30 protein-coding genes are annotated in these 25,943 nt (G+C 32.6%); 10 read left to right on the plus strand and 20 right to left on the minus strand.

The window, feature by feature from the left end; genetic code table 11:
• Positions 1 to 75: 75 nt before the first annotated feature.
• Both VP395_RS03400 and VP395_RS03405 read right to left on the minus strand, forming a co-directional pair.
• Complete coding sequence (locus VP395_RS03400) at positions 76 to 444, minus strand: hypothetical protein (RefSeq protein WP_346240306.1); 369 nt, start codon at positions 442 to 444, stop codon at positions 76 to 78.
• A gap of 120 nt (positions 445 to 564) precedes the next feature.
• On the minus strand, positions 565 to 1,146 hold the full coding sequence (locus VP395_RS03405) for an NUDIX hydrolase (RefSeq protein WP_346240307.1): 582 nt from the start codon (positions 1,144 to 1,146) through the stop codon (positions 565 to 567).
• A gap of 131 nt (positions 1,147 to 1,277) precedes the next feature.
• On the opposite strand from VP395_RS03405, the gene pyrE reads away from it, so the two are divergent.
• Together pyrE and VP395_RS03415 are read left to right on the plus strand one after the other, a co-directional pair.
• Positions 1,278 to 1,922 carry an orotate phosphoribosyltransferase gene (gene pyrE / locus VP395_RS03410; protein ID WP_346240430.1) on the plus strand — a complete coding sequence of 215 codons (645 nt, stop codon included), beginning with the start codon at positions 1,278 to 1,280 and terminating at the stop codon, positions 1,920 to 1,922.
• Positions 1,923 to 1,990: 68 nt separating this feature from the next.
• Positions 1,991 to 2,386 (plus strand): SRPBCC family protein, encoded by a 396-nt coding sequence (locus VP395_RS03415; protein WP_346240308.1) that lies wholly within the window; start codon positions 1,991 to 1,993, stop codon positions 2,384 to 2,386.
• Here the strand turns inward: VP395_RS03415 and VP395_RS03420 are convergent.
• Positions 2,383 to 3,114 carry a biotin--[acetyl-CoA-carboxylase] ligase gene (locus VP395_RS03420; protein ID WP_346240309.1) on the minus strand — a complete coding sequence of 244 codons (732 nt, stop codon included), beginning with the start codon at positions 3,112 to 3,114 and terminating at the stop codon, positions 2,383 to 2,385. The genes VP395_RS03415 and VP395_RS03420 overlap by 4 nt on opposite strands.
• A gap of 93 nt (positions 3,115 to 3,207) precedes the next feature.
• On the opposite strand from VP395_RS03420, the gene rsfS reads away from it, so the two are divergent.
• The 6 genes from rsfS (at position 3,208) to VP395_RS03450 (ending at position 8,073) form a co-directional block, all read left to right on the plus strand.
• On the plus strand, positions 3,208 to 3,579 hold the full coding sequence (gene rsfS, locus VP395_RS03425) for a ribosome silencing factor (RefSeq protein ID WP_346240310.1): 372 nt from the start codon (positions 3,208 to 3,210) through the stop codon (positions 3,577 to 3,579).
• 8 nt (positions 3,580 to 3,587) lie between these two features.
• Positions 3,588 to 5,525 (plus strand): ATP-dependent zinc metalloprotease FtsH, encoded by a 1,938-nt coding sequence (gene ftsH, locus VP395_RS03430; RefSeq protein ID WP_346240311.1) that lies wholly within the window; start codon positions 3,588 to 3,590, stop codon positions 5,523 to 5,525.
• Between the two features lie 123 nt (positions 5,526 to 5,648).
• Positions 5,649 to 6,257 (plus strand): LUD domain-containing protein, encoded by a 609-nt coding sequence (locus tag VP395_RS03435; protein ID WP_346240312.1) that lies wholly within the window; start codon positions 5,649 to 5,651, stop codon positions 6,255 to 6,257.
• 89 nt (positions 6,258 to 6,346) lie between these two features.
• Positions 6,347 to 7,168 (plus strand): phosphatidate cytidylyltransferase, encoded by an 822-nt coding sequence (locus VP395_RS03440; protein WP_346240313.1) that lies wholly within the window; start codon positions 6,347 to 6,349, stop codon positions 7,166 to 7,168.
• A complete protein-coding gene (locus tag VP395_RS03445; RefSeq protein ID WP_346240314.1) occupies positions 7,158 to 7,814 on the plus strand; it encodes a phosphatidylserine decarboxylase family protein in 657 nt (218 codons plus the stop codon). The genes VP395_RS03440 and VP395_RS03445 overlap by 11 nt, the downstream gene beginning before the upstream one ends.
• On the plus strand, positions 7,807 to 8,073 hold the full coding sequence (locus VP395_RS03450) for an acyl-CoA-binding protein (RefSeq protein WP_346240315.1): 267 nt from the start codon (positions 7,807 to 7,809) through the stop codon (positions 8,071 to 8,073). The genes VP395_RS03445 and VP395_RS03450 overlap by 8 nt, the downstream gene beginning before the upstream one ends.
• A 23-nt stretch (positions 8,074 to 8,096) precedes the next feature.
• Here VP395_RS03450 and argS read toward each other — a convergent pair whose 3' ends face one another.
• Entirely contained in the window at positions 8,097 to 9,881 is a 1,785-nt protein-coding gene (gene argS / locus VP395_RS03455) for an arginine--tRNA ligase (protein ID WP_346240316.1), read from the minus strand.
• Between the two features lie 468 nt (positions 9,882 to 10,349).
• Between argS and VP395_RS03460 the strand changes: the two genes are divergently transcribed.
• The gene (locus tag VP395_RS03460; RefSeq protein WP_346240317.1) at positions 10,350 to 12,401 is read left to right on the plus strand and encodes a tetratricopeptide repeat-containing sensor histidine kinase; all 2,052 of its coding nucleotides are present in this window, start codon (positions 10,350 to 10,352) and stop codon (positions 12,399 to 12,401) included.
• Positions 12,402 to 12,521: 120 nt separating this feature from the next.
• On the opposite strand, the gene ctlX is transcribed toward VP395_RS03460, so the two are convergent.
• On the minus strand, positions 12,522 to 13,457 hold the full coding sequence (gene ctlX, locus VP395_RS03465) for a citrulline utilization hydrolase CtlX (protein ID WP_346240318.1): 936 nt from the start codon (positions 13,455 to 13,457) through the stop codon (positions 12,522 to 12,524).
• 161 nt (positions 13,458 to 13,618) lie between these two features.
• On the opposite strand from ctlX, the gene VP395_RS03470 reads away from it, so the two are divergent.
• The gene (locus VP395_RS03470) at positions 13,619 to 14,560 is read left to right on the plus strand and encodes a LamG-like jellyroll fold domain-containing protein (protein ID WP_346240319.1); all 942 of its coding nucleotides are present in this window, start codon (positions 13,619 to 13,621) and stop codon (positions 14,558 to 14,560) included.
• A 7-nt stretch (positions 14,561 to 14,567) separates the two neighbouring features.
• On the opposite strand, the gene VP395_RS03475 is transcribed toward VP395_RS03470, so the two are convergent.
• The 15 genes from VP395_RS03475 to rpsE form a co-directional block, all read right to left on the minus strand.
• On the minus strand, positions 14,568 to 15,482 hold the full coding sequence (locus VP395_RS03475) for a dimethylarginine dimethylaminohydrolase family protein (RefSeq protein ID WP_346240432.1): 915 nt from the start codon (positions 15,480 to 15,482) through the stop codon (positions 14,568 to 14,570).
• A gap of 67 nt (positions 15,483 to 15,549) precedes the next feature.
• Entirely contained in the window at positions 15,550 to 16,836 is a 1,287-nt protein-coding gene (locus VP395_RS03480; RefSeq protein WP_346240320.1) for a citrate synthase, read from the minus strand.
• A gap of 174 nt (positions 16,837 to 17,010) precedes the next feature.
• Positions 17,011 to 18,303, minus strand: coding sequence for a phosphopyruvate hydratase (eno, locus tag VP395_RS03485; RefSeq protein ID WP_346240321.1), 1,293 nt, complete (start codon positions 18,301 to 18,303; stop codon positions 17,011 to 17,013).
• 178 nt (positions 18,304 to 18,481) lie between these two features.
• On the minus strand, positions 18,482 to 19,588 hold the full coding sequence (gene carA, locus VP395_RS03490; RefSeq protein WP_346240322.1) for a glutamine-hydrolyzing carbamoyl-phosphate synthase small subunit: 1,107 nt from the start codon (positions 19,586 to 19,588) through the stop codon (positions 18,482 to 18,484).
• A 90-nt stretch (positions 19,589 to 19,678) separates the two neighbouring features.
• The gene (gene rplQ / locus VP395_RS03495) at positions 19,679 to 20,152 is read right to left on the minus strand and encodes a 50S ribosomal protein L17 (protein ID WP_346240323.1); all 474 of its coding nucleotides are present in this window, start codon (positions 20,150 to 20,152) and stop codon (positions 19,679 to 19,681) included.
• A 108-nt stretch (positions 20,153 to 20,260) separates the two neighbouring features.
• On the minus strand, positions 20,261 to 21,253 hold the full coding sequence (locus VP395_RS03500; protein WP_346240324.1) for a DNA-directed RNA polymerase subunit alpha: 993 nt from the start codon (positions 21,251 to 21,253) through the stop codon (positions 20,261 to 20,263).
• Between the two features lie 97 nt (positions 21,254 to 21,350).
• Complete coding sequence (gene rpsD, locus VP395_RS03505; protein ID WP_346240325.1) at positions 21,351 to 21,956, minus strand: 30S ribosomal protein S4; 606 nt, start codon at positions 21,954 to 21,956, stop codon at positions 21,351 to 21,353.
• A 217-nt stretch (positions 21,957 to 22,173) separates the two neighbouring features.
• Positions 22,174 to 22,566, minus strand: coding sequence for a 30S ribosomal protein S11 (gene rpsK, locus VP395_RS03510; RefSeq protein ID WP_346240326.1), 393 nt, complete (start codon positions 22,564 to 22,566; stop codon positions 22,174 to 22,176).
• Between the two features lie 101 nt (positions 22,567 to 22,667).
• Positions 22,668 to 23,042: a 30S ribosomal protein S13 gene (gene rpsM, locus VP395_RS03515; protein WP_304386778.1), complete on the minus strand. Its 375-nt coding sequence runs from the start codon at positions 23,040 to 23,042 to the stop codon at positions 22,668 to 22,670.
• Between the two features lie 2 nt (positions 23,043 to 23,044).
• Positions 23,045 to 23,161 carry a type B 50S ribosomal protein L36 gene (gene ykgO / locus VP395_RS03520; protein WP_074961360.1) on the minus strand — a complete coding sequence of 39 codons (117 nt, stop codon included), beginning with the start codon at positions 23,159 to 23,161 and terminating at the stop codon, positions 23,045 to 23,047.
• 3 nt (positions 23,162 to 23,164) lie between these two features.
• Positions 23,165 to 23,380 (minus strand): translation initiation factor IF-1, encoded by a 216-nt coding sequence (gene infA, locus VP395_RS03525; RefSeq protein WP_028289261.1) that lies wholly within the window; start codon positions 23,378 to 23,380, stop codon positions 23,165 to 23,167.
• Between the two features lie 9 nt (positions 23,381 to 23,389).
• Positions 23,390 to 24,739, minus strand: coding sequence for a preprotein translocase subunit SecY (gene secY / locus VP395_RS03530; protein ID WP_346240327.1), 1,350 nt, complete (start codon positions 24,737 to 24,739; stop codon positions 23,390 to 23,392).
• Between the two features lie 15 nt (positions 24,740 to 24,754).
• Positions 24,755 to 25,207, minus strand: a complete 453-nt coding sequence (gene rplO, locus VP395_RS03535; RefSeq protein WP_346240329.1) for a 50S ribosomal protein L15 — start codon at positions 25,205 to 25,207, stop codon at positions 24,755 to 24,757.
• 14 nt (positions 25,208 to 25,221) lie between these two features.
• On the minus strand, positions 25,222 to 25,404 hold the full coding sequence (rpmD, locus tag VP395_RS03540) for a 50S ribosomal protein L30 (RefSeq protein WP_117172439.1): 183 nt from the start codon (positions 25,402 to 25,404) through the stop codon (positions 25,222 to 25,224).
• A gap of 11 nt (positions 25,405 to 25,415) precedes the next feature.
• Positions 25,416 to 25,940, minus strand: coding sequence for a 30S ribosomal protein S5 (rpsE, locus tag VP395_RS03545; RefSeq protein ID WP_346240330.1), 525 nt, complete (start codon positions 25,938 to 25,940; stop codon positions 25,416 to 25,418).
• Positions 25,941 to 25,943 lie beyond the last annotated feature (3 nt).

Genomic DNA, 25,943 nt, shown 5'->3' on the forward strand with positions numbered 1-25,943 from the left:
TAAGTATATCCAACACAAACCTAATTTTAACCTCAGAATCTAACTAAAACGTTTGAGAAACCGATTGAATTTTAATTACTTGATAGAATACAGCCAACTTAAAGCCTCTTCTCTTTTATGAAATAATAGAATATTCCAGTTGTTGTTTTCATTCATCTTAATTAAAGTTTCAGTGGACATTAAACCTCCGCTAGTACCTACAACTACAGCCATAGCATTTATTTCCTTTAAATTCACAATCATTTTTTGGGCCTTAAAATTATAACTGTATGAATTTAATTTGTTAATTAATAACGAAAAAGGAACTTCTAAATAATTAAGCAAAAAATCATGATACTCATCTACCATAACTTCATCCATTTCTACACCGTCATTAACAATAACTTCTGCTATATTACTTTCTATAATTGAGATTGTACCAAATGATAACTTATAGGTTTTCATGTAATTTTTTTATTTTTGAGAGATTAAAAAATTACAACACTTCTTTAGATGATTTTAATAGCAATTAAGAAACAAGAATGATTGTTTCTTCAATTTACGCATTTTTTAAATTTAATAAAACTAAATTAACGACTTGATATTTGCATAAGAATTGTTAAGCGCTTCAAAAACTGCTTCTTGACTAAGCCACTCAACCTTAGTAATGCCTTCTTCTTCTTGGGCGTACAATACCCCTTCAAAAGTGGTTTTCATTTCAAACCAGTAGGTAACTTTTATTCTATGATTTCCGTTTCGTTTAAAAATATGATAAGTCGTTTCTAAAGGTTTGGTGATTTCTAATCCAGCAACGCCAGTTTCCTCCATAACTTCTCGCAAAGCGGTTTTTTCAATAGATTCGTTACCTTCTATTTTTCCTTTAGGCAAATCCCATTTATCATTTCGATATATAAATAATATATCGTTGTTATTATTATATACTTTTCCACCACCTGCAACCACATTTGGCAGCTTCTTTAAAAACTTTTTCAAAAGCTTTTCTGCATTTTTATGAATAAGTCGAACTTCTTCTAATTTAGTAGTATTTAGTTCTTTTATAACCTTTCCAATATTAACTGTATCAAGTAGATAGTTTTTAAAATTAGTCTCTTGCTCAACAATAGTTGTTAAAATAATAGGTTTGTCTCCAACAAAAACTTTATACATTCCTTAGTTAATAATTACAATTTTTGTAAAAATATCATTTTTAGTTACAAACTATGCATTGTTAAAAAAAATATTTTTTATTCAATGCCTATCCAACATGTAAAACTAAATTTATGTTTATTTTTGCTCCTATGATTTTTAATAAAGATACCGCTAGAAAAACTGCTGAAGTTTTATTGCAAGTTAATGCAATAAAACTTAGTCCTAAGGAGCCTTTTACTTGGGCTTCTGGATGGAAATCACCTATTTATTGCGATAATCGCATCGTATTATCATTTCCTCCCATTCGAAATTACATTCGTGAAACCATGGCGAAGCAAATTGAAAAACAATACGGGAAGCCCGATGTAATTGCTGGTGTAGCCACAGGCGCAATAGGAATTGGCATGTTGGTAGCCGAATATATGGGACTACCATTTATTTATGTGAGACCAGATGCTAAAGGACACGGCCGCAAAAACCAAATTGAAGGGTTTATAGAACACGGACAAAATGTAGTGGTGGTCGAAGATTTAATAAGCACTGGCGGCAGTAGTTTAAATGCTGTAAAGGCTTTAAAAGAAGCTCGTGTTAACGTAAAAGGGATGATAGCTATTTTTACTTATGGTTTTGATGTCTCAGTTAAAAATTTTGAAACAGAAAACATTAAACTACAAACCTTAAGTGATTACAACAGTTTACTTGAGCAGGCACTTAAAACAAATTATATTTCAGAGAAAGAATTAAAAACTTTATTGGAATGGAACACCAATCCTAGTGAATGGAACGCTAATTGATATATAACCGTGAGGTTGATTAATTGAATACCATTACTACAACTTAACGACTTACAACAAACAACAAAATGAATTTAGAATCTCCAAAAATAAGCGTTAGCAAATCTCCAGAACATGTTTTTGATTTTTTATCCGATGTTAAAAATTTTGAATCGTTGATGCCAGAAAACATTAGCAAATTTGAAGTTTTAAGTGAAGACTCCTTTGTATTTGCTCTAAAAGGTATGCCTGAAATAATTTTAAAAAAGAAAGAAGTGGTGCCCCCTAATAAAATAGTTTTAGGTGCCGCTGGTGGAAAAATAGATTTTTCGCTTATTTGCAATATAACCAAGCTAAACGAAACTTCAAGTGAAGTTCAATTACAGTTCTCGGGCGACTTTAACCCAATGATGGCTATGATGATAAAAGGTCCTATCAGCAAATTTATAGAAACACTCGCTACAAGTATTCCTAAAGCCATTTAATATAAAAGCGTAATTGTTTTTAAATCGAATTCCTTTATAACTTCATCTTCAAGTAATATTTGAAGGTTACCAAAATCGGAAACCCCCTTTATAAAACCAGAAAACACCAAACCTTCGGCATCTTGAAATGTTGAAGGTTTATTTTTTCTAAAAAGAGACAACTCATATTTTGCTTTTAAAACATCTACCTGTCCTTTCTTCAAAATATTAAAATAATGTTTTAAATTGTTAATAATAACGTTTGTTACTTCATCTAAGTTAAAAATATGTCCTGAAACCAGCCTTAATGAAGATGCTTTAGGCAAATTATCAAATTCAACTTGGTTTACATTTAGCCCAATGCCAATAATAGAACTGCTAAAATTATTTTGTTTAACCACATTTTCTATTAAAATACCACATACTTTCTTGTTTTCTGACAAAATGTCATTAGGCCATTTCACACTTAATTTAGGAATAGAAAAAAATCTTAAGGTCCTCAATATTGCCAATGAAATTACTATACTTATGTAAAAAGGATGTTTTAAATTATATTCCGAAATATCCTTATAAACACTGAATGTAAGGTTTTTAGACGACTGCGAACTCCAAATTGTCCCCATTTGTCCTCTTCCATTTGTTTGCTTCTTAGCCACTACCGCTGTATAATCGGCAACACACTCATTAGCACAAAGTGTTTTTAGATAACTATTTGTAGAATCGGTGGCATTAAGTTTGATTATATGCATTAAAGGTTATTATTAATCAATAAAATCTTATGATAATTTTAAACCATAAAGAACTAAAAAAATAATAACTTTGCAAAAATTTAAAAAATTTTAATGGCGAAAGAAAATATAAGTGCAGACCAATTAATATCAGTTATAATTAGTGGCATTGAAGACGTTAAAGGGAAGGAAATAAACATTCTTGATTTAAGAGAGATTGAAAATACGGTTTGCGATTATTTCATAATTTGCGAAGGAACTTCAAACACGCAAGTTAACGCTATAGTTAATTCTGTTCAGAAAAAAGTAAGCAAAGAACTTAAAGATCACCCTTGGCACATAGAAGGCATGGATAATGCCGAATGGGTACTTATGGATTATGTTAATGTTGTGGTACATGTGTTTCAAAAACAAATAAGACAGTATTACGACATTGAAAGTCTTTGGGGCGATGCAAAAACAACAGTTATACAAACTAGTTACTAAAATTAAGGATGGCAAACGATAAAAAAAATATAAATGACAACAAGCCAAAATTCAGTCCGTATTGGATTTATGGCATACTAATAGCCTTATTTTTAGGGTTTCAATTGTTTAGTAACAACTCTTATCAAGATGGAAGTGCTACAACACCTTCAGAATTTTTTAAGTTTTTAGAAAATGGCGATGTTGCTCAAGTTGATATTATAAAAAACACACGAGTAGCCAAAGTTTATTTAACTTCAGATGCTGAAACTAAAGAGGTACATAAAAAATCGAAGCCTACATCATTTCTACCATCGGCAACAAAGTTACCAAACTATAAATTTGAGTTTGGCGATCTTCAAAATTTTGAAAACCAGTTAAATGAAGTTGCTAAAGATTTACCTAGTAAACCTGTTATAAAATTTGATACTGAAACCGATAATTGGGGAAACCTCTTAATGAGCATATTGCCATTTATTTTACTTATAGGCGTGTGGATCTTTATTATGCGACGCATGTCTGGTGGCGCTGGAGGCGGTGGAGGCGGTCAAATTTTCAACATAGGAAAATCGAAAGCAAAACTTTTTGACCAAAACACAGAAGTTAAAACTACTTTTAAAGATGTTGCCGGTTTAGAAGGTGCCAAAGAAGAAGTTCAAGAAATAGTTGATTTCCTTAAGTTTCCAGAAAAATACACATCTTTAGGTGGAAAAATACCAAAAGGAGCCTTGCTTGTAGGCCCTCCAGGAACAGGAAAAACCTTATTAGCTAGAGCCGTTGCTGGTGAAGCTAAAGTGCCTTTCTTTTCACTATCTGGATCAGATTTTGTTGAAATGTTTGTGGGTGTAGGTGCTTCTCGTGTTCGAGATTTATTCAAACAAGCAAAAGAAAAATCGCCTTCAATCATATTTATTGATGAGATTGATGCCATTGGGCGTGCTAGAGGAAAAAACGCTATGTCTGGAAGTAATGATGAACGTGAAAACACCTTAAATCAATTACTAACAGAAATGGATGGTTTTGGCACAAATACGAATGTTATTGTGCTTGCTGCAACCAACAGAGCTGATATTTTGGATACCGCTTTAATGCGTGCAGGCCGTTTTGACAGACAAATTTATGTTGATTTACCAGATGTTCGAGAGCGAAAAGAGATTTTTGAAGTGCATTTAAGACCTCTTAAAAAAACAAAAGATCTAGACCTTGATTTTTTATCAAAACAAACTCCAGGATTCTCTGGTGCAGATATTGCAAATGTTTGTAACGAAGCCGCTTTAATAGCTGCAAGGAAAGGTAAAAAATCTGTTGACAAGCAAGATTTTCTTGATGCCGTAGATAGAATTATTGGTGGTTTAGAAAAGAAAAATAAAATTATTACTCCAAGCGAAAAAAGAGCTGTGGCATTCCACGAAGCTGGACATGCAGTGGTTAGTTGGATGTTGGAACATGCTGCTCCATTGGTTAAAGTAACTATTGTGCCACGTGGGCGTTCTTTAGGTGCTGCATGGTATTTGCCAGAGGAACGTTTAATTGTTCATCCAGAGCAAATGCTAGACGAAATGTGTGCTGCTTTAGGTGGGCGTGCTGCCGAAAAAGTTATTTTCAATAAAATATCTACAGGTGCATTAAGCGATTTAGAAAAAGTAACAAAGCAAGCAAGAGCAATGGTTACTATTTACGGGCTAAGTGATAAAATTGGCAACTTAACTTATTACGATTCTTCTGGACAAAACGAATATGGCTTTACAAAACCGTATAGCGAACAAACGGCCGAATTAATTGATAAAGAGATTTCTGATATTATTGAAACACAATATAACCGCGCTATAAAATTACTTGAAGATAATAGAGATAAACTTACTGAACTTGCAGAAGTTCTTCTTGAAAAAGAAGTGATTTTTAAAGACAACTTAGAAAAAATATTTGGTGAACGAACCTTTGAAAAAGAAGACGTTGAAAATCAATAAAAACGAATTGTCAACTATATTGACTAGATAAATAGTAAAAATCTTAAATTAGACACGTGTTTAATTTAAGATTTTTTATATTTGATAACCTCAAAATGAATTATATTAATAGCAGCTTACTAAATGAGCCTTTTTAGAAAAATTTTCGGACTGAAACCAGATCAATCAGATGAAGGTACAAAGTCTACTGAAAGAGGCAAATATATGCCTGAAATAAAACTACCAATAGACGAAAAGTTTACTATAAACTTTAAAGGCAATGGTGGAAAGTTTTTGTATTGTGAAAATTTAAATGAAATATTTCAGAATTTACAGCACATTATTGAGGAAAACAATTGGGATGACAAGGAAACACTGATATTAGACGAAAACATAAAAGATAAATTTAAAAATTCAAATTTAAAGCCTACTAATAAAATTAGCGATTCCACTCTTTTCTTAACTACTTGCGAGAATTTAATAGCAAATGATGGCTCGTTACTTATTTCCTCAAAACAAATTTTTGAAAAAAAATTACCCGAATTGCCTACAAACTTTATTGTTTTTGCAACAACAAGTCAAATTGTTGAAAATATTGGTGAGGGTTTAAGAGGCATTAAATCTAAAAACAAACAAAAAATCCCAACAAACATTACAACTATAAAGCATTTTAAATCTAACGACGAAAAAGATTTTTTAAGTTATGGTAGTAGTGCCAAAAACCTATACCTACTCCTTTTAGAAGACTTATAAGATGAAACGAGCATGTTAAAAAGTTTATCCCCAAAAAGAATGATTAATAGCGAACAGCATGTGTCCATAAAAAGGCAATAAATATACACATGAAAGAAATTCTTATTCGATCACTTTCTGGCTTACTTTATGTTCTGCTTTTAATACTATGTGTAAGCCACCAACAATCTTTAATTGCTTTGTTCTTTGTTTTTGGTATCATTTGTTTAACCGAATTTAAAAAGCTTATTCAGCTTAAAAGCATCATACCCTATTTTATTTTTGGTATCCTATATGCTTTTTTTGTGTATTGGCAATTCATTTTAAACACAAGCATGGGCATTGACGAAGCGATTCAAATATTAATGGTGCTAACCATATTTATTGAATTGTTTTTAATTAAAGACTTATTTTCAGAAAAAACAACGCCACTATTTAGTTCTAAACGTTTTATACTAACTACCTTTTACATTTCAAGTGCCTTTGTTTTTTTGGTTTTAATAGCCGATTATCATAAAAGTTACAATCCGAACATTCTATTAGGAGCTTTTATTTTAGTATGGGTTAACGATTCTTTTGCCTATTTGGTTGGCAAAAATTTTGGCAAGCAAAAGCTATTTGAAAAGATTTCACCAAAAAAAACTGTAGAGGGTTTTCTAGGTGGTTTATTTTTTTCATGCATAGCAAGCTATTTTATTGCTACCTTTACACAAACTTTAGATTTTACAAGTTGGCTTGTTTTAAGTATTATAGTATCTGTATTTGGAACTTTAGGCGACTTAATCGAATCTAAGTTTAAAAGACATGCAAACGTAAAGGACAGTGGTGCCATTATGCCTGGTCATGGAGGTCTGTTAGACCGATTGGACAGTATTATATTTGCAGCACCCTTTATATATTTATTTTTAAGAATTTTACACTATGTTTCATAAAGAAGGACATAAAATTATATTTCTGACATTTGTATTTGTTGTTGGCTGCTCTTTATTAGCTGATAGCTTTATACCCTTAGATTGGTTAAGAACCATTGTTTTAATTGTATTATTAGCGTTTTTAATAATTATTCTTCAATTTTTTAGAAACCCAAAACGACGTACTGCTTTAAACAACAAACAAGTTGTATCTCCTGTTGATGGTAAAGTAGTTGTTATTGAAGAAGTTTTTGAAAAAGAATATTTTAACGACAAACGCTTGCAGGTAAGTATTTTTATGTCTCCAATAAATGTTCATGTTACACGTTATCCTATTGGTGGTAATGTGATATTTAGCAAATACCATCCTGGTAAATTTTTAGTAGCATGGCATCCTAAGGCAAGTGAAGAAAACGAACGTACAACCGTTGTTGTAGAAAACGAAACTTATGGCAAAGTGTTATACAGGCAAATAGCTGGAGCCTTAGCAAAGCGTATAGTAAACTATGCTAAAATAAACGACAAGGCAACCCAAGGCGGAGAGTCTGGATTTATAAAATTTGGTTCTAGAGTTGATTTATTTTTACCACTTGATACAAAAATAAAAGTACAACTTAACCAAAAAGTTCGTGGAGGCGAAAGTATTATTGCAGAAACAAATGACTAATGAAGAATTAGAAATAGAATTTCAAGATGCGGTTGAACGCGTAAATGCATACACCGAACCTTTCCCTGCCGATGTACTTTTGAACCTGTATGCTTACTACAAAAAAGCAACAAATAATTATGGTCGTCCAGGTAGTAAAAAAGCCATTATAAATGCTTTTAAAACCAATGCCTTATTTCAGGTAAAAGACATTTCTCCAAACGAAGCAAAACGCTTGTACATTGACTTAGTGAATAAGTACTTTTTGTACGGAAAATAAAAAGTTCACTTTCTTAAATACTATTACATACGTTCAGGAACCTGTATTCCTAAAACACTGAATGCATTTTTAATTGTTTGTGCCACTTTATTTGATAACTGTACTCTAAACACTTTTTCATTTTCATTATCTGCACCTAAAATGGATACATTTTGATAGAATGAATTAAATTCTTTCACCAAATCATAGGTATAGTTAGCTACCAATGCAGGACTGTGTTGTGATGCTGCGTTTTGAATAACCTCAGGAAATAATTCCAATTGCTTTAAAAGCTCTTTTTCTTTAGGATGTAAAGACCTTTCGACTGCGCTCAAAGTCACATTCCAATCAAAATCTGCCTTTCTTAGTATAGCTTGAATTCTCGCATATGTGTACTGTATAAACGGCCCTGTATTCCCTTGAAAATCAATAGATTCTTTTGGGTCAAACAAAATGCGCTTTTTAGGGTCTACTTTTAGAATGTAATATTTTAAAGCACCTAAACCAATGGTTTTATAAAGTGATTGTTTTTCTTCTGTAGTATAACCATCAAGTTTCCCTAATTCTTCTGAAATTTCACCAGCAGTTGAAGCCATTTCATCAACTAAATCATCGGCATCTACCACAGTACCTTCTCTACTTTTCATTTTTCCACTAGGTAAATCGACCATACCATAACTTAAATGATATAGATTTTTAGCCCATTCAAACCCCAGTTTTTTCAAAATTAGAAACAATACTTGAAAATGATAGTCTTGCTCGTTACCAACGGTGTAAACCATACCGCCCACATCAGGAAAATCTTTAATACGTTGTATAGCTGTACCAATATCTTGCGTCATATATACTGCTGTTCCATCGGAGCGTTGTACTATTTTTTTATCTAATCCATCTTCTGTTAAATCGCACCAAACAGATCCGTCTGCTTCTTTTACAAAAACACCCGATTTCAAACCTTCAGCAACAAACTCCTTTCCTAATAAATAGGTATCACTTTCATAATATAAAGTATCAAAATCAACTCCTAAATTTTTATAAGATTCGTTAAAACCTTCATATACCCAACCGTTCATCATTTTCCAAAGTGAAACAACTTCTTCATCACCAGCTTCCCATTTTTGAAGCATATTTTGGGCTTCCAATAAAAGTGGTGCATTTTTTTTAGAATCATCTTCGGTTTTACCAGAAGCTACTAGTGCTTCAATCTCTTTCTTATATTCTTGGTCAAACTTTACATAATAATTACCAACCAACTTATCGCCTTTTAAACCGGTGCTATCTGGTGTTTCACCGTTACCAAAACGTTTCCAAGCCAACATACTTTTGCAAATATGGATTCCTCGGTCGTTAATAATTTGTGTTTTGTAAACTTTTTTACCAGATGCTTTTAAAATTTCGGCAACACTATAGCCCAAAAGATTATTTCTAACGTGCCCTAAATGCAGTGGTTTATTAGTGTTTGGCGACGAATATTCAACCATAATAGCGTTAGCAACTTCCTTTGGATACACAAAACCATAGGTTTCTTCATTTTTTATGCTATTAAAAAAGTTAATATAATAGGCATCACTTATTTCAACATTTAAAAAACCCTTTACAACATTAAACCCTTTTACTTCTTCAAGGTGTTCTACCAAATAATTACCAATAGTTTCACCTATTTGAACAGGGTTGCCTTTAATAAAGCGTAACATGGGGAATATCACTATGGTAATATCACCAGCAAATTCTTTTCTGGTGGCTTGAAATTCTACCGATTCTAATTGAATATTAAATGATGCTAAAACGGCTTGTTTAACTTGGTTTGATAAAGTCTCTTGAAGGCTCATTAATCTTACTGTTTTTAAGTGACCAAAGATAAAACTTTTATTAAAGGATTATTGCAAAATTTGATTTAATAAAAACTAACAAAATAGTTTACCATGCTTATTTAAGTTTACTTTTTTTTGAATTTCAAACAAAATACCTATTTATAAAGCTTAAAAAAATTCAATAAAATATGCGTGTATTTTGTCGACAAAAGCGCTCTTTTTCTATGATTTTTGCCGTTAATCTATTCGTCGGATTTTTGTCATTTTGAGCATTATCCTTTTATCTAATTTATTGGTAGAAAAACGCAGAAATTAGATTTTAAAGATGCTTTTTCCAACTTTTGCTACGTAAAGCTATTAACATCCATTTAATGGATTTTTTTTAACCAACAAAAAACATTACAGCTTAATAGGTAATACTTATTTCCCTCAAATAAGACATACTTAATAATAAGTTTTATTACTTGTTGTAATATAATGTATAGTATGAGGAAAATAATTACTCTAATTATTCTTTTATCTGTATTCTTAGGTTTCTCTCAAACCAAAGAATTAGATAGTCTTTCCATACAACTTGCTTTTGAAACTCAAGATTCTTTAAAAATAAAGACTTCTTTAAAGCTTATCAAATCGCTTTATGAAATTAACGATTATGATAGAGCTTTAAAATATATTATTGAAAGCGAGAAACTTTCAACCAACCTAAATTACACTAAAGGAATTGCCGAAACAACTTATTTTAAGTCGCTTATTTACGCACAAAAAGGAGACTATATTAATGCGGTAAGTGGGTATGAAAAATCTAAAATTCTATTTAAACATTTAAAGGATACACTTGGCATTGCTAAAGTTAATAACAGTATCGGCTTAATTGAAATTAAACGAGGTAATTACTCAAAAGGTTTGCAATATTCGTTGGCAGCCATTAAAGAATTAGAAAAACAAAACCTTAAAAAAGACCTTAGTTTGGCTTATAGTAATTTGGCCAAAGCATACCAAAAAATAAATGCTGTTGATAGAGCTATTGAGTTTAACTTAAAAGCTGTAGATGTTCAAAAACAATTAAGTGACAATATTGCACTTACACAATCTTACAACCAATTAGCCGAGCTATATTCATCTAAGAATGAAAACAGAAAAGCCATTGAATATTACCTAAAAGTTTTAAACGGGAAAAACACAAGTGCTGACTCATTACAAGGTATTATTTATCCAAAACTGGGTGCCGAATACTTAAAATTCAACGATTACGAAAAAGCTTCACGATACTTAATTCAGGGATTAAATATTAACAGAAAGTCTAACAATCAAGATGGTGTTTTATTGGCTTTAAACAGTCTTGGAGAATTAAATTTACAAACCAACCGATTGGTTTTAGCCGAACAGCATCTTTATGAGGCAGGTGTTATCGCCAAAAACGTTAATAACAAACCAGAGTTACTTAAATATTATAAGTTAATGATGGTTTTAGACTCTACAAAAAACAAATTTGATAGAGCGTTTATGTGGCAACGCCACTATTATAACTTAAAAAGAAGCCTTAATAAAGATGATATAAAGAATTCAGATTCTGTTCAATTAGATTTCAACCCAAATTTTGAAAAAGATTTAGCAAACAACACTTCAACAGAAGCTATTAATGGTACCTTTTATGAATCTAAAGCAGAGTTTGATAAGTTTCAGTTAATTTTTTACGGCCTTTTGGCTGCTCTTGCTATTGTTTCAACCTTTTTAATATTAATTTATTTAAAAAGAAGCACTAACATAAAGTACACCCAAGAATTAGAAGAAAAAAACCTAAAAATTGAATTACAGAACGAAGCCTTTTTAGAGCAAACAAAACATCTTGAAAACGTTAATAATGTAAAAGACAAACTGTTTTCAATTGTATCTCACGATTTAAAAGATTCGCTTTCTTCAATAAATGGTTTTATTGATTTATTAAAAGACGGTTCGTTATCTAGAGAAGAATTCGATAATTTAATTCCAGAATTGAGTGAAAATGCCAACAATGCATCCCTGCTTTTATTCAACTTGCTTAACTGGTCTAAATCGCAAATGCAATCTTTAGAACCTAAACCAACCCTGTTTGATATACAAGAAGTTTTTGAAGATAAAGTTAGGCTGATTGAACAACGTATGGAAAACAAAGGCATCGAATTAATTGACCATTCCTTACGAGATTTTGCCTATGCCGATAAAAGCATGTTCGAAATTGTTGTACAAAACTTGCTTGCCAATGCTTTAAAATTCTGTAAAAGTGGCGATACCATTACTATTTCAAACCATATAAGCAATGGTAGTTGTATTGTTAGTATTGCCGATACTGGAATAGGCATTTCTAAACAGAACATAGAAAAACTATTCAAAAACAGCTCATTTACAACCGTAGGCACTAATAACGAAAAAGGCACTGGTTTAGGCCTATCAATCTGTAAAGAATTGGTAGAACTAAACAACGGTAAAATTTGGGTAGAAAGCACCCTAAACGTTGGTAGTACATTCTATATTCAGTTACCAAAATCTAGACCATCATAATATTTATTCTGGCGTTACCCTAAAGGGTCGGGCTATTCGTTACAATCTTTTTGCTCGTACCTCACAAAAAGGATTTTCTCTACTATCCCTAACGCAAAAAAAACGAGTTTCAATTCAACTTTAAGCTTTTGGCAAAAAAACTTCCGCCATCATACAACGGGCACTACCGCCACCGCAAGCTTCAATAATATCTAAAGAGCTAGAAAGTATATTAGTATGCTTTTTAAGTCTTTCTATTTGACTTTCTGATAAAGAATCATAAGCTGCTTGACTCATTACTAAATACAATTCATCATTAACTCCTTTAACTTGCAACATATTACCCGCAAAATTATTTAACTGTGCCTCGGTAATATCTATTATCTCCTTACCATCTTCTTTTAAATGGCCTATTACATTTCTGAGTTCCTTTTTGTCGTCAATACTACTTAAGCAAATAACGGCAAAAGTTTCGCCAATACACATCATCACGTTTGTGTGGTAAATGGCTTTTCGTCCCCCATTTACGGTTTGGCTGGCATTGAAAATTACCGGCATGTATTCAAAATCTTCGCAAAACTCAATAAACAAATCTTCATCGGCTCTGGGCGATAAGGCACAGTACGCTTTGCGATTTACCCTATCTAAAACGACACTTCCCGTACCTTCAAGAAATACACCTTCTTCCTCAGCGTCTGTATAATCAATAATATTATTAATAACAAAGCCACCATGCTCAACTGCTTCCAGAATATTCTCACTACGCTCTAAGCGCCTATTCTCTGCAAACATTGGATACAAACCAACATCGCCATTTTCGTGAAATGACACCCAATTATTAGGAAAAATAGAATCGGGTGTATCAAACTCATCGGTATCGTTAACAACTATAACATTAACACCAATGCCCCTAAGCTTTTCAACATACCTATCAAACTCCTGTTGTGCTTTGGTACTAACGTTTTGTGATAGCACATTATCCATTACTTTTTGGTAATAATTATTAACTGCCGTTTGCTCGTTCATCCTAAAGTTTATAGGACGAATCATTAAAATAGTATTTGTGGTTTGTTGCATAACATAATTTATATTACAAAAATATGATTATTTGTGTGATAAAAACAAATTACAATTATTACTCTTATGCAAAAAAAGTGATAACTTCGTTAATAGCCAATATACTGTTATATCATTATATATAAGCATTATATAGAGTCATTTTTATCTAAAAACTTAAAATGAAAAAATCGATTTTACTAATTTTAATGTGTCTTACCTTATTAACCACACATGCCCAAGTTAATACTGAATTTTGGCGGGTTGACAACCTTTCTTTAATTGGTGGAAATAATATACAGGTAATTGGCAACCCTAAGATAATAAATACAGAAATAGGTGATGCTGTTGAATTTAATGGTATTAATGATGGCTTAATTGTAAACAACCATCCTGTATCTGGGGCAACGGCATTTACTATAGAAATTATTTTCAAACCTTACTCTGGTGGAGCTATTGAGCAACGTTTTCTTCATTTACAGCAAGATGATAATAATAGAATACTTATAGAGTTACGAAATAACAATAATGCAAACTGGAGTCTTGACACTTTTATAAAGTCTGGAAGTTCCAGTCAAGCATTATTAGATTACGCTTTTGTTCACAACTTGAATGAATGGGTTCACGCAGCTTTAGTGTTTAAAGACGGCAGAATGGCACATTATATTAATGGAGAAAAAGAGCTGGAAGGAACTGTAAATTATCAAGTTGTAAACTCTGGACAGACCTCATTAGGAGTTAGAATGAATCAGGTATCATGGTTTAAAGGAGTGATACATACCGTAAAAGTAACTCATGAAGCACTTAATCCTGAAGGTTTTATGGAAATAGGAGAAAATTTAAGCGTTGAAAATATAGAAGACAATCAACCTATAATTGAAATAGTCCCTAATCCTATGGAATCTTATGGTTTGCTGAAATACAAATTAGCAGAATCTTCAAACATTTCAATTAAATTGATTAATATCTATGGGGCAGAAATAGCGAATGTTTTTGAAGGTTTCAAAAGTGCAGGCACACATGAATTAGAAATTACTCGTAACAATATAAATACCGGGATGTATTTTGTTGTGATTAATTATATGAACAAGAACTTTGCGCAAAAAATGATTGTCACTAATTAATTTTAAATTAATCCCTAATTAAAGGCATTGTAGTACAACGCAATAAACCTTCCTGTTTTGAAATTTCAGAATAAGGCACTTCTTCAACAATAAACCCTTGTTTATTTAACCAGGTATTTAATCGCGTAAAGGTTTTTTCAGAAATAATAACATCTTCAGAAATAGAAAAAATATTACTGTTCATATTGTACATTTCTTCTTTGTTAATTTCAAAAACATTCTCTTTTCCAAAGAAATTCACTAACCAATTATACTCTCGCTCAATAAGAAATCCGTTTTTATGAATAATAGCTTTCCCTTTTCCAATAGGCTGAAAACAGCAATCTAAATGCAGTGCGTTTTCGCGGGCATTTGTGTTGGATTTTCTAAGTTCAAACGACTTCACCGTTTTATTTGGGAACAATTCCTGAATGGCAATAACCGCATCCATATTAGTACGTGCCGTAATTAATTCTGGATAATCTTCTCCCGAATAGGTTCCTATAAAAATATAATCGTTCCAAGGCATAACATCGCCGCCTTCTACATGGCATTCTGGAGGCAATACAATTCTATTTTTTCTATCCACTTGATTCCAAACATACCTAATAGCTTCAACTTCAGCTTCTCTGTTTGGTAAAATATTGGCTCTAATAATCTTATCTTCTATAACAAAAGCAATATCACGTGAAAATATTTGATTACAATCTTTTATAACGTGGGGTCTAAAAACCTGAACATCGTACTTTTTAAAAACAGCAGCCACAGCATCCATTTCTAGAATCATATCGGCTTCTTTAGGATACGTTCCAGCTAATACGTGCTCGATACTTTTTGGGTCATAGCAATCCTCAACACTTGGTGGTGATCCATTACTTTCGGCTGTTCCTAAAATAACAGCTCTTAACCTAGAGGTTTCGTTTTTTACATTCAGTTTTAGCATGTTGTAAATATAAAAAAGCTTCATAATGTTTAGTTATGAAGCTTCATTTATTTTTACACTTGAAAGTTTATCTTTTTTCTATTGGCACAAAAGATCTTTCGGTAGCACCAGTATAAACTTGTCTTGGTCTTCCAATTGGCTCTTTGCGTAAACGCATTTCACGCCATTGTGCTATCCAACCCGGTAAACGTCCTAAAGCGAACATTACCGTAAACATATCTGTTGGTATGCCCATACCTCTATAAATAATACCTGAATAGAAATCTACATTAGGATATAATTTTCTATCTACAAAATATTTATCTTCTAAAGCTTCTTTTTCAAGTCCTTTAGCTATATCTAAAATAGGGTCTTCAACACCTAAATTCCCTAATACTTCATCGGCAGCTCTTTTAATGATTTTAGCACGCGGATCGAAGTTTTTGTATACACGGTGACCAAAGCCCATTAAACGGAACGGATCTTCTTTGTCTTTAGCTTTAGCCATGTACTTTTTAGTATCACCCCCATCTTCTTTAATTGCTTCCAACATTTCCAACACTGCTTGGTTAGCACCTCCATGGAGTGGACCCCAAAGAGCAGAAATACCTGCAGAAATAGACGCGAATAAACCAGCATGCGATGACCCTACAATTCTAACCGTAGATGTTGAACAGTTTTGTTCGTGATCTGCATGTAAAATTAGGAGCTTATCTAAGGCGTCTACTAATATTTTATTTTGAACATATTCACTATTAGGCTGTCTGAACATCATTTTCAAAATATTTTCTACATAGCCTAAATTTTTATCACCGTAATCTAGTGGTAAACCTTCCTTTTTACGAAGTGTCCAAGCAACTAATACTGGGAATTTACCTAATAAACGCACTACAGATTTATACATATCAGCCTCAGAATCAACATTTACTGAAGATGGGTTAAATGCTGTTAATGCACTGGTTAATGACGATATAACCCCCATAGGGTGAGCTGACTTAGGGAAAGCATCTAGAATCTTTTTTACATCTTCATCTACTACAGATTGCGCTTTTATATCATTATGAAATTTTTCGTTTTGCTCTTTTGTTGGAAGTTCTCCAAAAATCAAAAGGTAAGCTACTTCTAAAAAATCTGCTTTTTCAGCTAATTCTTCAATAGAATAACCTCTATATCTTAAAATACCTTTTTCTCCATCTAAAAACGTAATAGCACTTTCGCAAGAACCTGTGTTTTTATAACCAGGATCCATAGTAATAACACCTCCTGATGCATTCCTAAAACTAGAAATATCAATAGCTAATTCTTTTTCTGTTCCTTCTATTACGGGAAGTTCTATTTTTTTTCCGTTTACTTCAATGGTAGCAGTATTCGCCATAAATGTGAGTGATTTTTTTAATTCTTAAATTGGATTGCTAATTTACAAAATATCCCTTTATTAATATATGTGTTGAAAGCAAAGATTTAATCAATTAACAAATTGTTTGAAATTAATGCAAAAAAAAAAGCGATTATTAAAATAATAACCGCTTTTTAAAAAAAATTAATTTTCTTATTTTATTTTGAATGCTTTCTCTTGAGGAAAATAAGCCATTTCTCCCAATTGTTCTTCAATACGAAGCAATTGGTTGTATTTAGCCATACGGTCGCTACGAGAAGCAGAACCTGTTTTTATTTGCCCGCAGTTTAAAGCCACTGCTAAATCAGCAATGGTGTTATCTTCAGTTTCACCAGAACGGTGAGACATCACAGACGTGTAACCTGCATTTTTAGCCATATTTACGGCTGCAATAGTTTCAGTTAACGATCCTATTTGGTTTACTTTAATTAAGATTGAATTAGCTATACCGTTGTCAATACCTCGAGATAATCGCTCTACATTAGTTACAAATAAATCATCACCAACTAGTTGTACTTTATCACCAATTTTATCGGTTAATAATTTCCAACCTTCCCAGTCGTTCTCATCCATACCATCTTCAATAGAAATGATTGGGTATTTAGCAGCTAATTCAGCTAAATACTCAGCTTGTTCAGCAGAAGATCTTACTTTACCAGTTTCACCCTCAAACTTCGAATAATCGTATTTTCCGTTTACATAAAATTCTGCCGCAGCGCAATCTAAAGCAATTTTAATATCACCACCAAAAGTGTATCCTGCGTTTTCAACAGCTACTTTAATAGAATCTAATGCATCTTCTGTTCCTCCTGCTAAATTCGGGGCAAAACCACCTTCATCACCTACAGCCGTACTTAAATGTCTATCGTGCAAAACTTTTTTAAGACTATGGAAAATCTCAGTTCCCATTTGCATAGCATGTGTAAAGTTTTTAGCCTTAACAGGCATAATCATAAACTCTTGGAATGCTATAGGGGCATCACTATGTGAACCACCATTAATAATATTCATCATTGGTAAAGGAAGTGTATTTGCAGATACACCACCTACATAACGATATAGAGGTAAGTTAAGTTCATTTGCTGCTGCTTTTGCAACTGCTAAAGAAACACCTAAAATAGCGTTAGCTCCTAATTTTGATTTATTTTTTGTACCATCTAAATCAATCATAATTTGATCGATTAAATTTTGCTCAAAAACTGAAACGCCCAATAATTCTGGAGCGATAAGTGCGTTAACATTTTCTACAGCTTTTAAAACACCTTTACCCATATATGCTTTACCACCATCACGAAGCTCAACTGCTTCATGCTCACCTGTTGATGCACCCGATGGCACTGCAGCTCTTCCTAAAATATCATTTTCTGTTACAACATCTACTTCAACAGTAGGATTTCCTCTAGAATCAAAAATTTGTCTAGCGTGGATATTAATTATTACACTCATAATTGGTTATTTTAAACTTTTAATATTTCAAATTTACGTTTAAATCTGCTTTCTTTTAATATGTTCTTAAATAATTACACAAAAAAACATCTATAACGTTTTAGTTACGTTTTCACTAAAAAAGAATGGGTTTTAATCAAAAACCTCACAAGTTATAAAACCTGTGAGGTTTAAATCACTAATTTTTCTTTATGTTTTCAATAAACTGATCGAACAAATACGATGAGTCATGTGGTCCCGGGCTCGCTTCTGGGTGATACTGTACCGAAAAACAGTTTTTACTTTTCATAGCTAATCCTGCAACTGTGTGGTCGTTAAGGTGCACATGTGTTACTTGCAAATCTGGGTGGGCTTCTGCTTCTTCTCTATTCACAGCAAATCCATGATTTTGAGAAGTAATTTCACCTTTACCCGTATTTATATTTTTTACCGGATGATTAATTCCGCGGTGGCCATTATGCATTTTGTAAGTTGAAACACCATTTGCCAACGCAATAACTTGGTGACCCAAACAAATACCGAATAATGGTAAATCTCTCTTAATAATTTCTTTTGCTAACGTTTGTGCTTCAATTAAAGGTTCTGGATCTCCAGGCCCGTTTGATAAGAAATAGCCATCAGGTTTAAAAGCTTCCAAATCTTCAAACTTAGCATTATAAGGGAATACTTTTATGTAAGCATCTCTTTTTGCTATGTTTCTAAGAATGTTCTTCTTAATACCAATGTCTAAAGCTGCTACTTTGTAAGTTGCATTTTCATCACCATAATAATAAGGCTCTTTAGTAGACACTTGAGATGCCAATTCTAAGCCATTCATGTCTGGTACTTCAGCCAATTGTTTTTTTAATCCTTCAACGTTATCTACATCGGTAGAAATTACAGCATTCATAGCACCGTTATCTCGTATATAGCTTACCAATGCTCTAGTATCAACATCGGAAATTGCTAAAAGATTATTCTCATTTAAAAAATCTTCTAACGAACCATTAGCTGCATCACGAGAATAATCATAACTGAAATTTTTACAAATTAATCCTGCAATTTTAATGGAATCAGATTCAACTTCTTCATCGTTTACCCCATAATTACCAATATGCGCATTGGTTGTAACCATTAACTGACCGTAATAAGATGGGTCTGTAAAAATTTCTTGGTAACCAGTCATTCCTGTATTAAAACATACTTCACCAAATGATGTTCCTTGTTTATTCCCTACTGCCTTTCCGTAAAAAATAGTGCCATCTGCTAAAAGAATAATGGCTTTTTGTCTTTTTTGATATTTCATTTATCTAATTAAAAAAGTTTTGCAAAAATGCTAAAAAAAAAGGATAAACTAAAATAGTTTATCCTTTATATATTAAATGCTTATTAACATTTATTCTTCTTCGTTTGTTGCTTTTGGCTCAACAGCTGGAGCAGCTTCCGGTTTAGAACCACTTCTTCTGCTTCGTCTAGTTGTTTTCTTCTCTGGTTTAGATGCATTGTAAAGCTCGTTATAATCTACAAGCTCAATCATTGCCATATCAGCATTATCACCTAAACGATTACCAAGTTTAATAATTCTTGTGTAACCACCTGGACGATTAGCAACTTTTGCTGCAACATCTCTAAATAATTCTGCTACTGCATCTTTTTGTCTTAAGTTAGCCATAACAATACGTCTGTTATGCGTAGTATCTTCTTTAGACTTAGTAATCATTGGCTCTACAAATTGTTTTAAAGCTTTTGCTTTAGCAACAGTAGTGTTAATACGCTTGTGCTCAATTAAAGAACAAGCCATATTAGCTAACATAGATTTTCTATGCGCGGTTTTTCTACCTAAATGATTTATTTTTTTTCCGTGTCTCATGACATTTTTGTTATCATCATCTTGCTTCTATACCTTTTTAGGGAGCAAACTATGATGGGTTAATAATTTACGATTTTTGATTTACAATTTCAGAAATCCAAAATCGTTCTAGTCTTTATCTAATTTATATTTGCTTAAATCCATTCCGAAGTTTAAACCTTTAACATTAACAAGCTCTTCAAGCTCTGTTAAAGACTTTTTACCAAAGTTTCTAAATTTCATTAAGTCATTTTTATTGAAAGATACTAAGTCGCCTAAAGTATCAACTTCTGCAGCTTTTAAACAGTTAAGTGCACGTACAGATAAGTCCATATCAATTAACTTTGTTTTAAGCAACTGTCTCATGTGAAGAGATTCTTCATCATAAGTTTCAGTTTGTGCTATTTCATCAGCTTCTAACGTGATACGCTCATCAGAGAATAACATGAAATGGTGAATTAATGTTTTTGCACCTTCTGTTAATGCATCTTGAGGCGTTATAGAACCATCAGTTACGATTTCAAAAACCAATTTTTCATAATCCGTTTTTTGTTCTACACGATAATTTTCAATACTATATTTAACATTTTTTATTGGAGTGTATATAGAGTCTGTAAAGATAGTTCCAACTGGTGCAGCCGCTTTTTTATTTTCTTCTGCAGGAACATAACCTCTACCTTTTTCTATGGTAATTTCCATATTGAAATTAACTTTAGGATCTAAGTTACAGATAACTAATTCTGTATTTAATACTTGAAACCCTGAAATGAATTTTTGAAAATCTCCAGCTGTAATTTGTTCTTGACCGGATATTGAAATCGATATTGACTCATTATCAATATCTTCAATTTGTCTTTTAAAACGCGCTTGCTTTAAATTCAAAATGATTTCAGTAACATCTTCAACTACTCCAGCTATTGCTGAAAATTCGTGGTCTACACCTTCAATTCTAACTGATGTAATTGCGAATCCTTCTAATGAAGAAAGCAAAACACGTCTTAGTGCGTTACCTACTGTTAAACCATAACCAGGTTCTAGTGGTCTGAATTCGAATTTACCTTCGAAATCAGTAGAATCAATCATGATTACTTTGTCTGGTTTTTGAAAATTAAATACTGCCATTTTTTTTCTTCGTTTTAATTGTTATTTGGTTGCGCGGTCTAAAAGTTTGAAGAAATACTTATAAACCCTTTGGCCAAATACCAATATGATTAATTTATTATTTTGAATATAATTCGACTATGAATTGTTCGTTTATGTTTTCTGGAATTTGGATTCTGGCAGGAACAGAAACATAGGTTCCTTGTTTTGTGTCGTCGTTCCAAGTAATCCATTCATAAACGTGACTTGAATTTGAAAGAGATCTTTCAATAGCTTCAAGTGATTTTGATTTTTCTCTAACAGCAACAACATCACCAGCTTTTAATTGGTACGATGGAATGTTTACTAACTCGCCATTTACAGTAATGTGTCTGTGAGATACTAATTGTCTTGCACCACTTCTAGAAGGAGCAATACCCATTCTGAATACTACGTTATCTAATCTAGATTCGCAAAGTTGTAATAAAACTTCACCTGTAATTCCTTGAGCAGCTCTAGCGCTTTTAAATATATTTCTGAATTGACGCTCTAATATACCATAAGTATATTTTGCTTTTTGCTTTTCCATTAATTGGATTGCATATTCAGATTTTTTTCCACGACGTCTAGCGTTTCCGTGTTGACCTGGAGGATAATTTCTTTTTTCAAAAGATTTATCTTCTCCGAAAATAGCTTCACCAAATTTACGAGCTATTTTAGTTTTAGGACCAGTATATCTTGCCATTTTAAATTGTTTTTTAAGAGTGATTATGAATTAAGGTCTTAATCTTATCCTTCGATAACCGTTGATCTCTTGTTGATACTTGTTAATATTTATTTTTTTTCAGTTTGCAAATGTATGCAAAAAATTAATATCATCTGCGAAACAGATGATATTAATTTTTAGTAAAGATTTTTGATTCACGATTTTTGATTTTTATTAAATCATTAATCGTATTTCGTTAAACTCTTCTTCGTTTTGGAGGACGACATCCATTATGAGGAAGTGGAGTAACATCAATAATTTCTGTTACTTCAATACCGGCATTATGAATTGAACGGATAGCTGATTCTCTACCATTACCTGGACCTTTTACATATACTTTTACTTTTTTCAATCCAGCTTCTGATGCTACAGCAGCAGCATCTTCAGCAGCTAATTGAGCAGCATAAGGTGTGTTTTTCTTAGAACCTCTAAATCCCATCTTACCAGCAGAAGACCAAGAAATTACGTCTCCCTTTTTATTTGTAAGTGCAATTATGATGTTGTTGAAAGAAGCATTAACATGAGCTTCTCCTACAGAGTCTACAATAACTTTACGTTTTTTTGTAGTTTTTGTGTTTGATTTTGCCATTTTTTATAGTTTTCAGTTATTAGTTGATAGTCGCTAGAATCCTAAACCTTTTATAATTTCAAACAGATTCCTTCCAACGTCTAAATACTAAAGACTAATTGTTATTTAGTTGCTTTCTTCTTGTTAGCAACAGTTTTTCTTCTACCTTTTCTAGTTCTAGAGTTGTTTTTTGTACGTTGTCCTCTTAACGGAAGACCCGATCTATGACGAATTCCTCTATAACATCCAATATCCATTAAACGTTTAATGTTCAATTGAATTTCAGAACGTAATTCACCTTCGATAGTAAAAGTACCAACAGCTTCACGAATACCACTAATTTGGTCATCGTTCCAATCTTGAACTTTAATACTTTCATCAACATTAGCTTCCGCTAATATTTCTTTAGCTCTACTTCTACCTACCCCGTAGATATAAGTTAAAGCGATAACTCCTCTTTTGTTTTTTGGTATGTCTACACCTGCAATTCTTGCCATAATTACCCTTGTCTTTGTTTAAATCTAGGATTCTTTTTGTTTATCACGTAAAGTCTACCTTTTCTTCGTACGATTATACAATCTGCACTTCTCTTTTTTACTGATGCTCTTACTTTCATCTGTTAGTATCTATAAGTTATTCTCGCCTTAGATAAATCATAAGGACTCATTTCTAATTTCACTTTATCTCCTGGTAATAATTTAATATAATGCATACGCATTTTACCTGAAATATGTGCTGTCACAATGTGACCGTTTTCTAATTCAACACGAAACATAGCATTTGATAATGCTTCTATAATGGTTCCATCTTGTTCTATTGCTGCTTGTTTTGCCATCGTATAATATTAAGCTACTGCCGCTTTTCTATTTTTACCTGTTTTCATCAAGCCGTCATAATGTCTATTTAACAAATAAGAATTTACTTGTTGCATAGTATCTATAGCTACACCCACCAAAATGATTAATGAAGTGCCACCAAAAAATAATGCCCATCCTTGTTGAACACCCATAATTTTTACTATTAACGCTGGGAACACAGCAATAAATGCTAAAAATATAGAACCCGGTAAGGTAATTTGAGACATTATCTTATCTAAATATTCAGATGTTTCAGTTCCTGGACGAATACCAGGTATAAAACCACCACTACGCTTTAAATCGTCTGCCATTTTATTGGTAGGTACCGTAATTGCAGTATAGAAATATGTGAATACTATAATCAATAAAGCAAATGTTATGTTATACGCTAATCCGAAAATATCTGCATAGTTTGTCTGCATCCATGCACCAAAAGCTGTTTCTTTTAAAAGTGAAGAACCACCAATTAAACTAGGAACAAACATAATTGCTTGTGCAAAAATAATAGGCATTACTCCCGAAGCATTAAGCTTTAATGGGATGTACTGTCTAGAACCTGCCATAGCACTTTTTTCGTAATCGCCAGTAGCTGTTCTTCTTGCATACTGTACTGCAATTTTTCTAACGGCCATAACTAACATGATACTACCTAGAATGATAGCGAACCATAATACCAATTCAAAAAGAATAAGCATCACGTTGTTACCTTCTAATCTTGTAGCAGCATTTTGAAGAAATGATGCAGGTAGCCTTGCGATAATACCAACCATAATTAATAAGGAAATACCATTACCAATACCTTTATCGGTAATCTTTTCTCCTAACCACATCGCGAAGATACAGCCCGTTACTAAAATAGTAACTGAAGAGAAATAAAATAATGGCCCTGTACCAAGTAAAAATGCACTTGTAGGGATTCCTAAAGCTGGTAAACTAGCTAAATAACCTGGAGCTTGCAGCAAACAGATTGCAATTGTTAACCAACGTGTAATTTGATTGATTTTCTTTTGACCACTAGCGCCTTCCTTTTGTAGTTTTTGTAAATAAGGAATAGCTATTCCCATTAACTGAACAACAATAGAAGCAGAAATGTAAGGCATAATACCTAATGCAAAAACCGAAGCGTTTGCAAAAGCACCACCTGTAAAGGCATTAAGTAACCCCAATAAGCCACCATCTGTACTATCAGCTAAACCCTCTAATTGAGCAGCATCAATACCCGGCAGTACTACTTGAGCACCGAAACGGTAAACTAATAACAGACCTAGTGTAACTATGATTCTGTTTCTTAGTTCTTCTATTTTCCAGACATTCTTTAACGATTCTATAAATTTCATACTTATAATAAGGTCTTATAACGTTACAGCTTCTCCACCAGCAGCTTCAATAGCAGCTTTTGCTGAAGCAGTAAACTTATGTGCAGATACTTTTAATTTTGCTTTTAACTCACCCCTACCTAAAATTTTAACTAGATCGTTTTTTCCAATTAAACGGTTTGTGAATAATGTTTCAAAATCAACAGTATCACCAACTTTTTTATCGTCAGCTAATTGTTGCAACGTATCTAAATTAATACCTTGATACTCTACACGGTTAATGTTAGTAAAACCAAATTTAGGAACACGTCTTTGAAGTGGCATTTGCCCTCCTTCAAATCCTACTTTCTTAGAATAACCAGAACGAGATTTAGCACCTTTGTGACCACGAGTTGCGGTACCACCTTTACCAGAACCTTGTCCACGTCCTATTCTTTTTCCTTGATTTTTAACTGAACCTTCTGCAGGTTTTAAATTACTTAAATCCATTTTTCAGTATATTATTATTTAATTTCTTCAACAGAAACTAAGTGATTTACTTTACTTACCATACCAAGAATGCTTGATGTAGCTTCGTGCTCTTTAACTTGACCAATCTTTTTAAGACCTAGAGATATTAATACTCGTTTTTGTCTTAACGGACAATTGATTGCACTTTTAACTTTTGTTACTTTAATTTTTGCCATCTCTGTCTGTATTAAGCTTTAAATACTTGTTCAAGTGAAATACCTCTATCACGAGCAATGGTATTGGCATCTCTTAATTGTAATAAAGCATCAAAAGTTGCTTTTACAACATTGTGAGGATTTGAAGATCCTTGAGATTTTGATAATACATCGTGTACACCAACTGCCTCAAGCACTGTTCTTACAGCACCACCAGCAATAACTCCTGTACCTTTAGCTGCAGGAATAATATTTACTCTTGCTCCACCATATTTACCTTTTTGCTCATGTGGTAATGATTTCCCTTTTAAAGGAATGCGAACTAGGTTTTTCTTTGCGTCTTCAATAGCTTTTGCAATAGCACTAGCTACGTCTTTAGATTTTCCTAAACCTTGCCCTACAACACCAGCTTCATCACCAACTACAACTATAGCCGAAAAACCAAATGCTCTACCACCTTTAGTTACTTTTGTAACTCTTTGTACACCAACTAAACGATCTTTAAGATCTAATCCACCTGGTTTTACTAATTCTGCACTTTTATATTTTTTAAACATAAT

The sequence above is a fragment of the Mariniflexile soesokkakense genome, from assembly GCF_039650365.1.
GTDB classification, from domain to species: domain Bacteria; phylum Bacteroidota; class Bacteroidia; order Flavobacteriales; family Flavobacteriaceae; genus Mariniflexile; species Mariniflexile soesokkakense.

Bases quoted from the DNA above. Each gene is read 5' to 3' on its own strand.
- ctlX (WP_346240318.1), bottom strand. From the start codon at position 13,457: ATGCAACAAACCACAAATACTATTTTAATGATTCGTCCTATAAACTTT.
- infA (WP_028289261.1), bottom strand. From the start codon at position 23,380: ATGGCAAAACAAGCAGCAATAGAACAAGATGGAACCATTATAGAAGCA.
- VP395_RS03420 (WP_346240309.1), bottom strand. From the start codon at position 3,114: ATGCATATAATCAAACTTAATGCCACCGATTCTACAAATAGTTATCTA.
- rsfS (WP_346240310.1), top strand. From the start codon at position 3,208: ATGGCGAAAGAAAATATAAGTGCAGACCAATTAATATCAGTTATAATT.
- ftsH (WP_346240311.1), top strand. From the start codon at position 3,588: ATGGCAAACGATAAAAAAAATATAAATGACAACAAGCCAAAATTCAGT.
- VP395_RS03450 (WP_346240315.1), top strand. From the start codon at position 7,807: ATGACTAATGAAGAATTAGAAATAGAATTTCAAGATGCGGTTGAACGC.
- VP395_RS03435 (WP_346240312.1), top strand. From the start codon at position 5,649: ATGAGCCTTTTTAGAAAAATTTTCGGACTGAAACCAGATCAATCAGAT.
- VP395_RS03405 (WP_346240307.1), bottom strand. From the start codon at position 1,146: ATGTATAAAGTTTTTGTTGGAGACAAACCTATTATTTTAACAACTATT.
- argS (WP_346240316.1), bottom strand. From the start codon at position 9,881: ATGAGCCTTCAAGAGACTTTATCAAACCAAGTTAAACAAGCCGTTTTA.
- VP395_RS03415 (WP_346240308.1), top strand. From the start codon at position 1,991: ATGAATTTAGAATCTCCAAAAATAAGCGTTAGCAAATCTCCAGAACAT.
- VP395_RS03475 (WP_346240432.1), bottom strand. From the start codon at position 15,482: ATGCTAAAACTGAATGTAAAAAACGAAACCTCTAGGTTAAGAGCTGTT.
- pyrE (WP_346240430.1), top strand. From the start codon at position 1,278: ATGATTTTTAATAAAGATACCGCTAGAAAAACTGCTGAAGTTTTATTG.
- rplQ (WP_346240323.1), bottom strand. From the start codon at position 20,152: ATGAGACACGGAAAAAAAATAAATCATTTAGGTAGAAAAACCGCGCAT.
- eno (WP_346240321.1), bottom strand. From the start codon at position 18,303: ATGAGTGTAATAATTAATATCCACGCTAGACAAATTTTTGATTCTAGA.
- rplO (WP_346240329.1), bottom strand. From the start codon at position 25,207: ATGGATTTAAGTAATTTAAAACCTGCAGAAGGTTCAGTTAAAAATCAA.
- VP395_RS03440 (WP_346240313.1), top strand. From the start codon at position 6,347: ATGAAAGAAATTCTTATTCGATCACTTTCTGGCTTACTTTATGTTCTG.
- rpsD (WP_346240325.1), bottom strand. From the start codon at position 21,956: ATGGCAAGATATACTGGTCCTAAAACTAAAATAGCTCGTAAATTTGGT.
- VP395_RS03480 (WP_346240320.1), bottom strand. From the start codon at position 16,836: ATGGCGAATACTGCTACCATTGAAGTAAACGGAAAAAAAATAGAACTT.
- carA (WP_346240322.1), bottom strand. From the start codon at position 19,588: ATGAAATATCAAAAAAGACAAAAAGCCATTATTCTTTTAGCAGATGGC.
- VP395_RS03470 (WP_346240319.1), top strand. From the start codon at position 13,619: ATGAAAAAATCGATTTTACTAATTTTAATGTGTCTTACCTTATTAACC.
- rpsE (WP_346240330.1), bottom strand. From the start codon at position 25,940: ATGTTTAAAAAATATAAAAGTGCAGAATTAGTAAAACCAGGTGGATTA.
- VP395_RS03460 (WP_346240317.1), top strand. From the start codon at position 10,350: ATGAGGAAAATAATTACTCTAATTATTCTTTTATCTGTATTCTTAGGT.
- secY (WP_346240327.1), bottom strand. From the start codon at position 24,739: ATGAAATTTATAGAATCGTTAAAGAATGTCTGGAAAATAGAAGAACTA.
- rpmD (WP_117172439.1), bottom strand. From the start codon at position 25,404: ATGGCAAAAATTAAAGTAACAAAAGTTAAAAGTGCAATCAATTGTCCG.
- VP395_RS03500 (WP_346240324.1), bottom strand. From the start codon at position 21,253: ATGGCAGTATTTAATTTTCAAAAACCAGACAAAGTAATCATGATTGAT.
- rpsM (WP_304386778.1), bottom strand. From the start codon at position 23,042: ATGGCAAGAATTGCAGGTGTAGACATACCAAAAAACAAAAGAGGAGTT.
- ykgO (WP_074961360.1), bottom strand. From the start codon at position 23,161: ATGAAAGTAAGAGCATCAGTAAAAAAGAGAAGTGCAGATTGTATAATC.
- rpsK (WP_346240326.1), bottom strand. From the start codon at position 22,566: ATGGCAAAATCAAACACAAAAACTACAAAAAAACGTAAAGTTATTGTA.
- VP395_RS03400 (WP_346240306.1), bottom strand. From the start codon at position 444: ATGAAAACCTATAAGTTATCATTTGGTACAATCTCAATTATAGAAAGT.
- VP395_RS03445 (WP_346240314.1), top strand. From the start codon at position 7,158: ATGTTTCATAAAGAAGGACATAAAATTATATTTCTGACATTTGTATTT.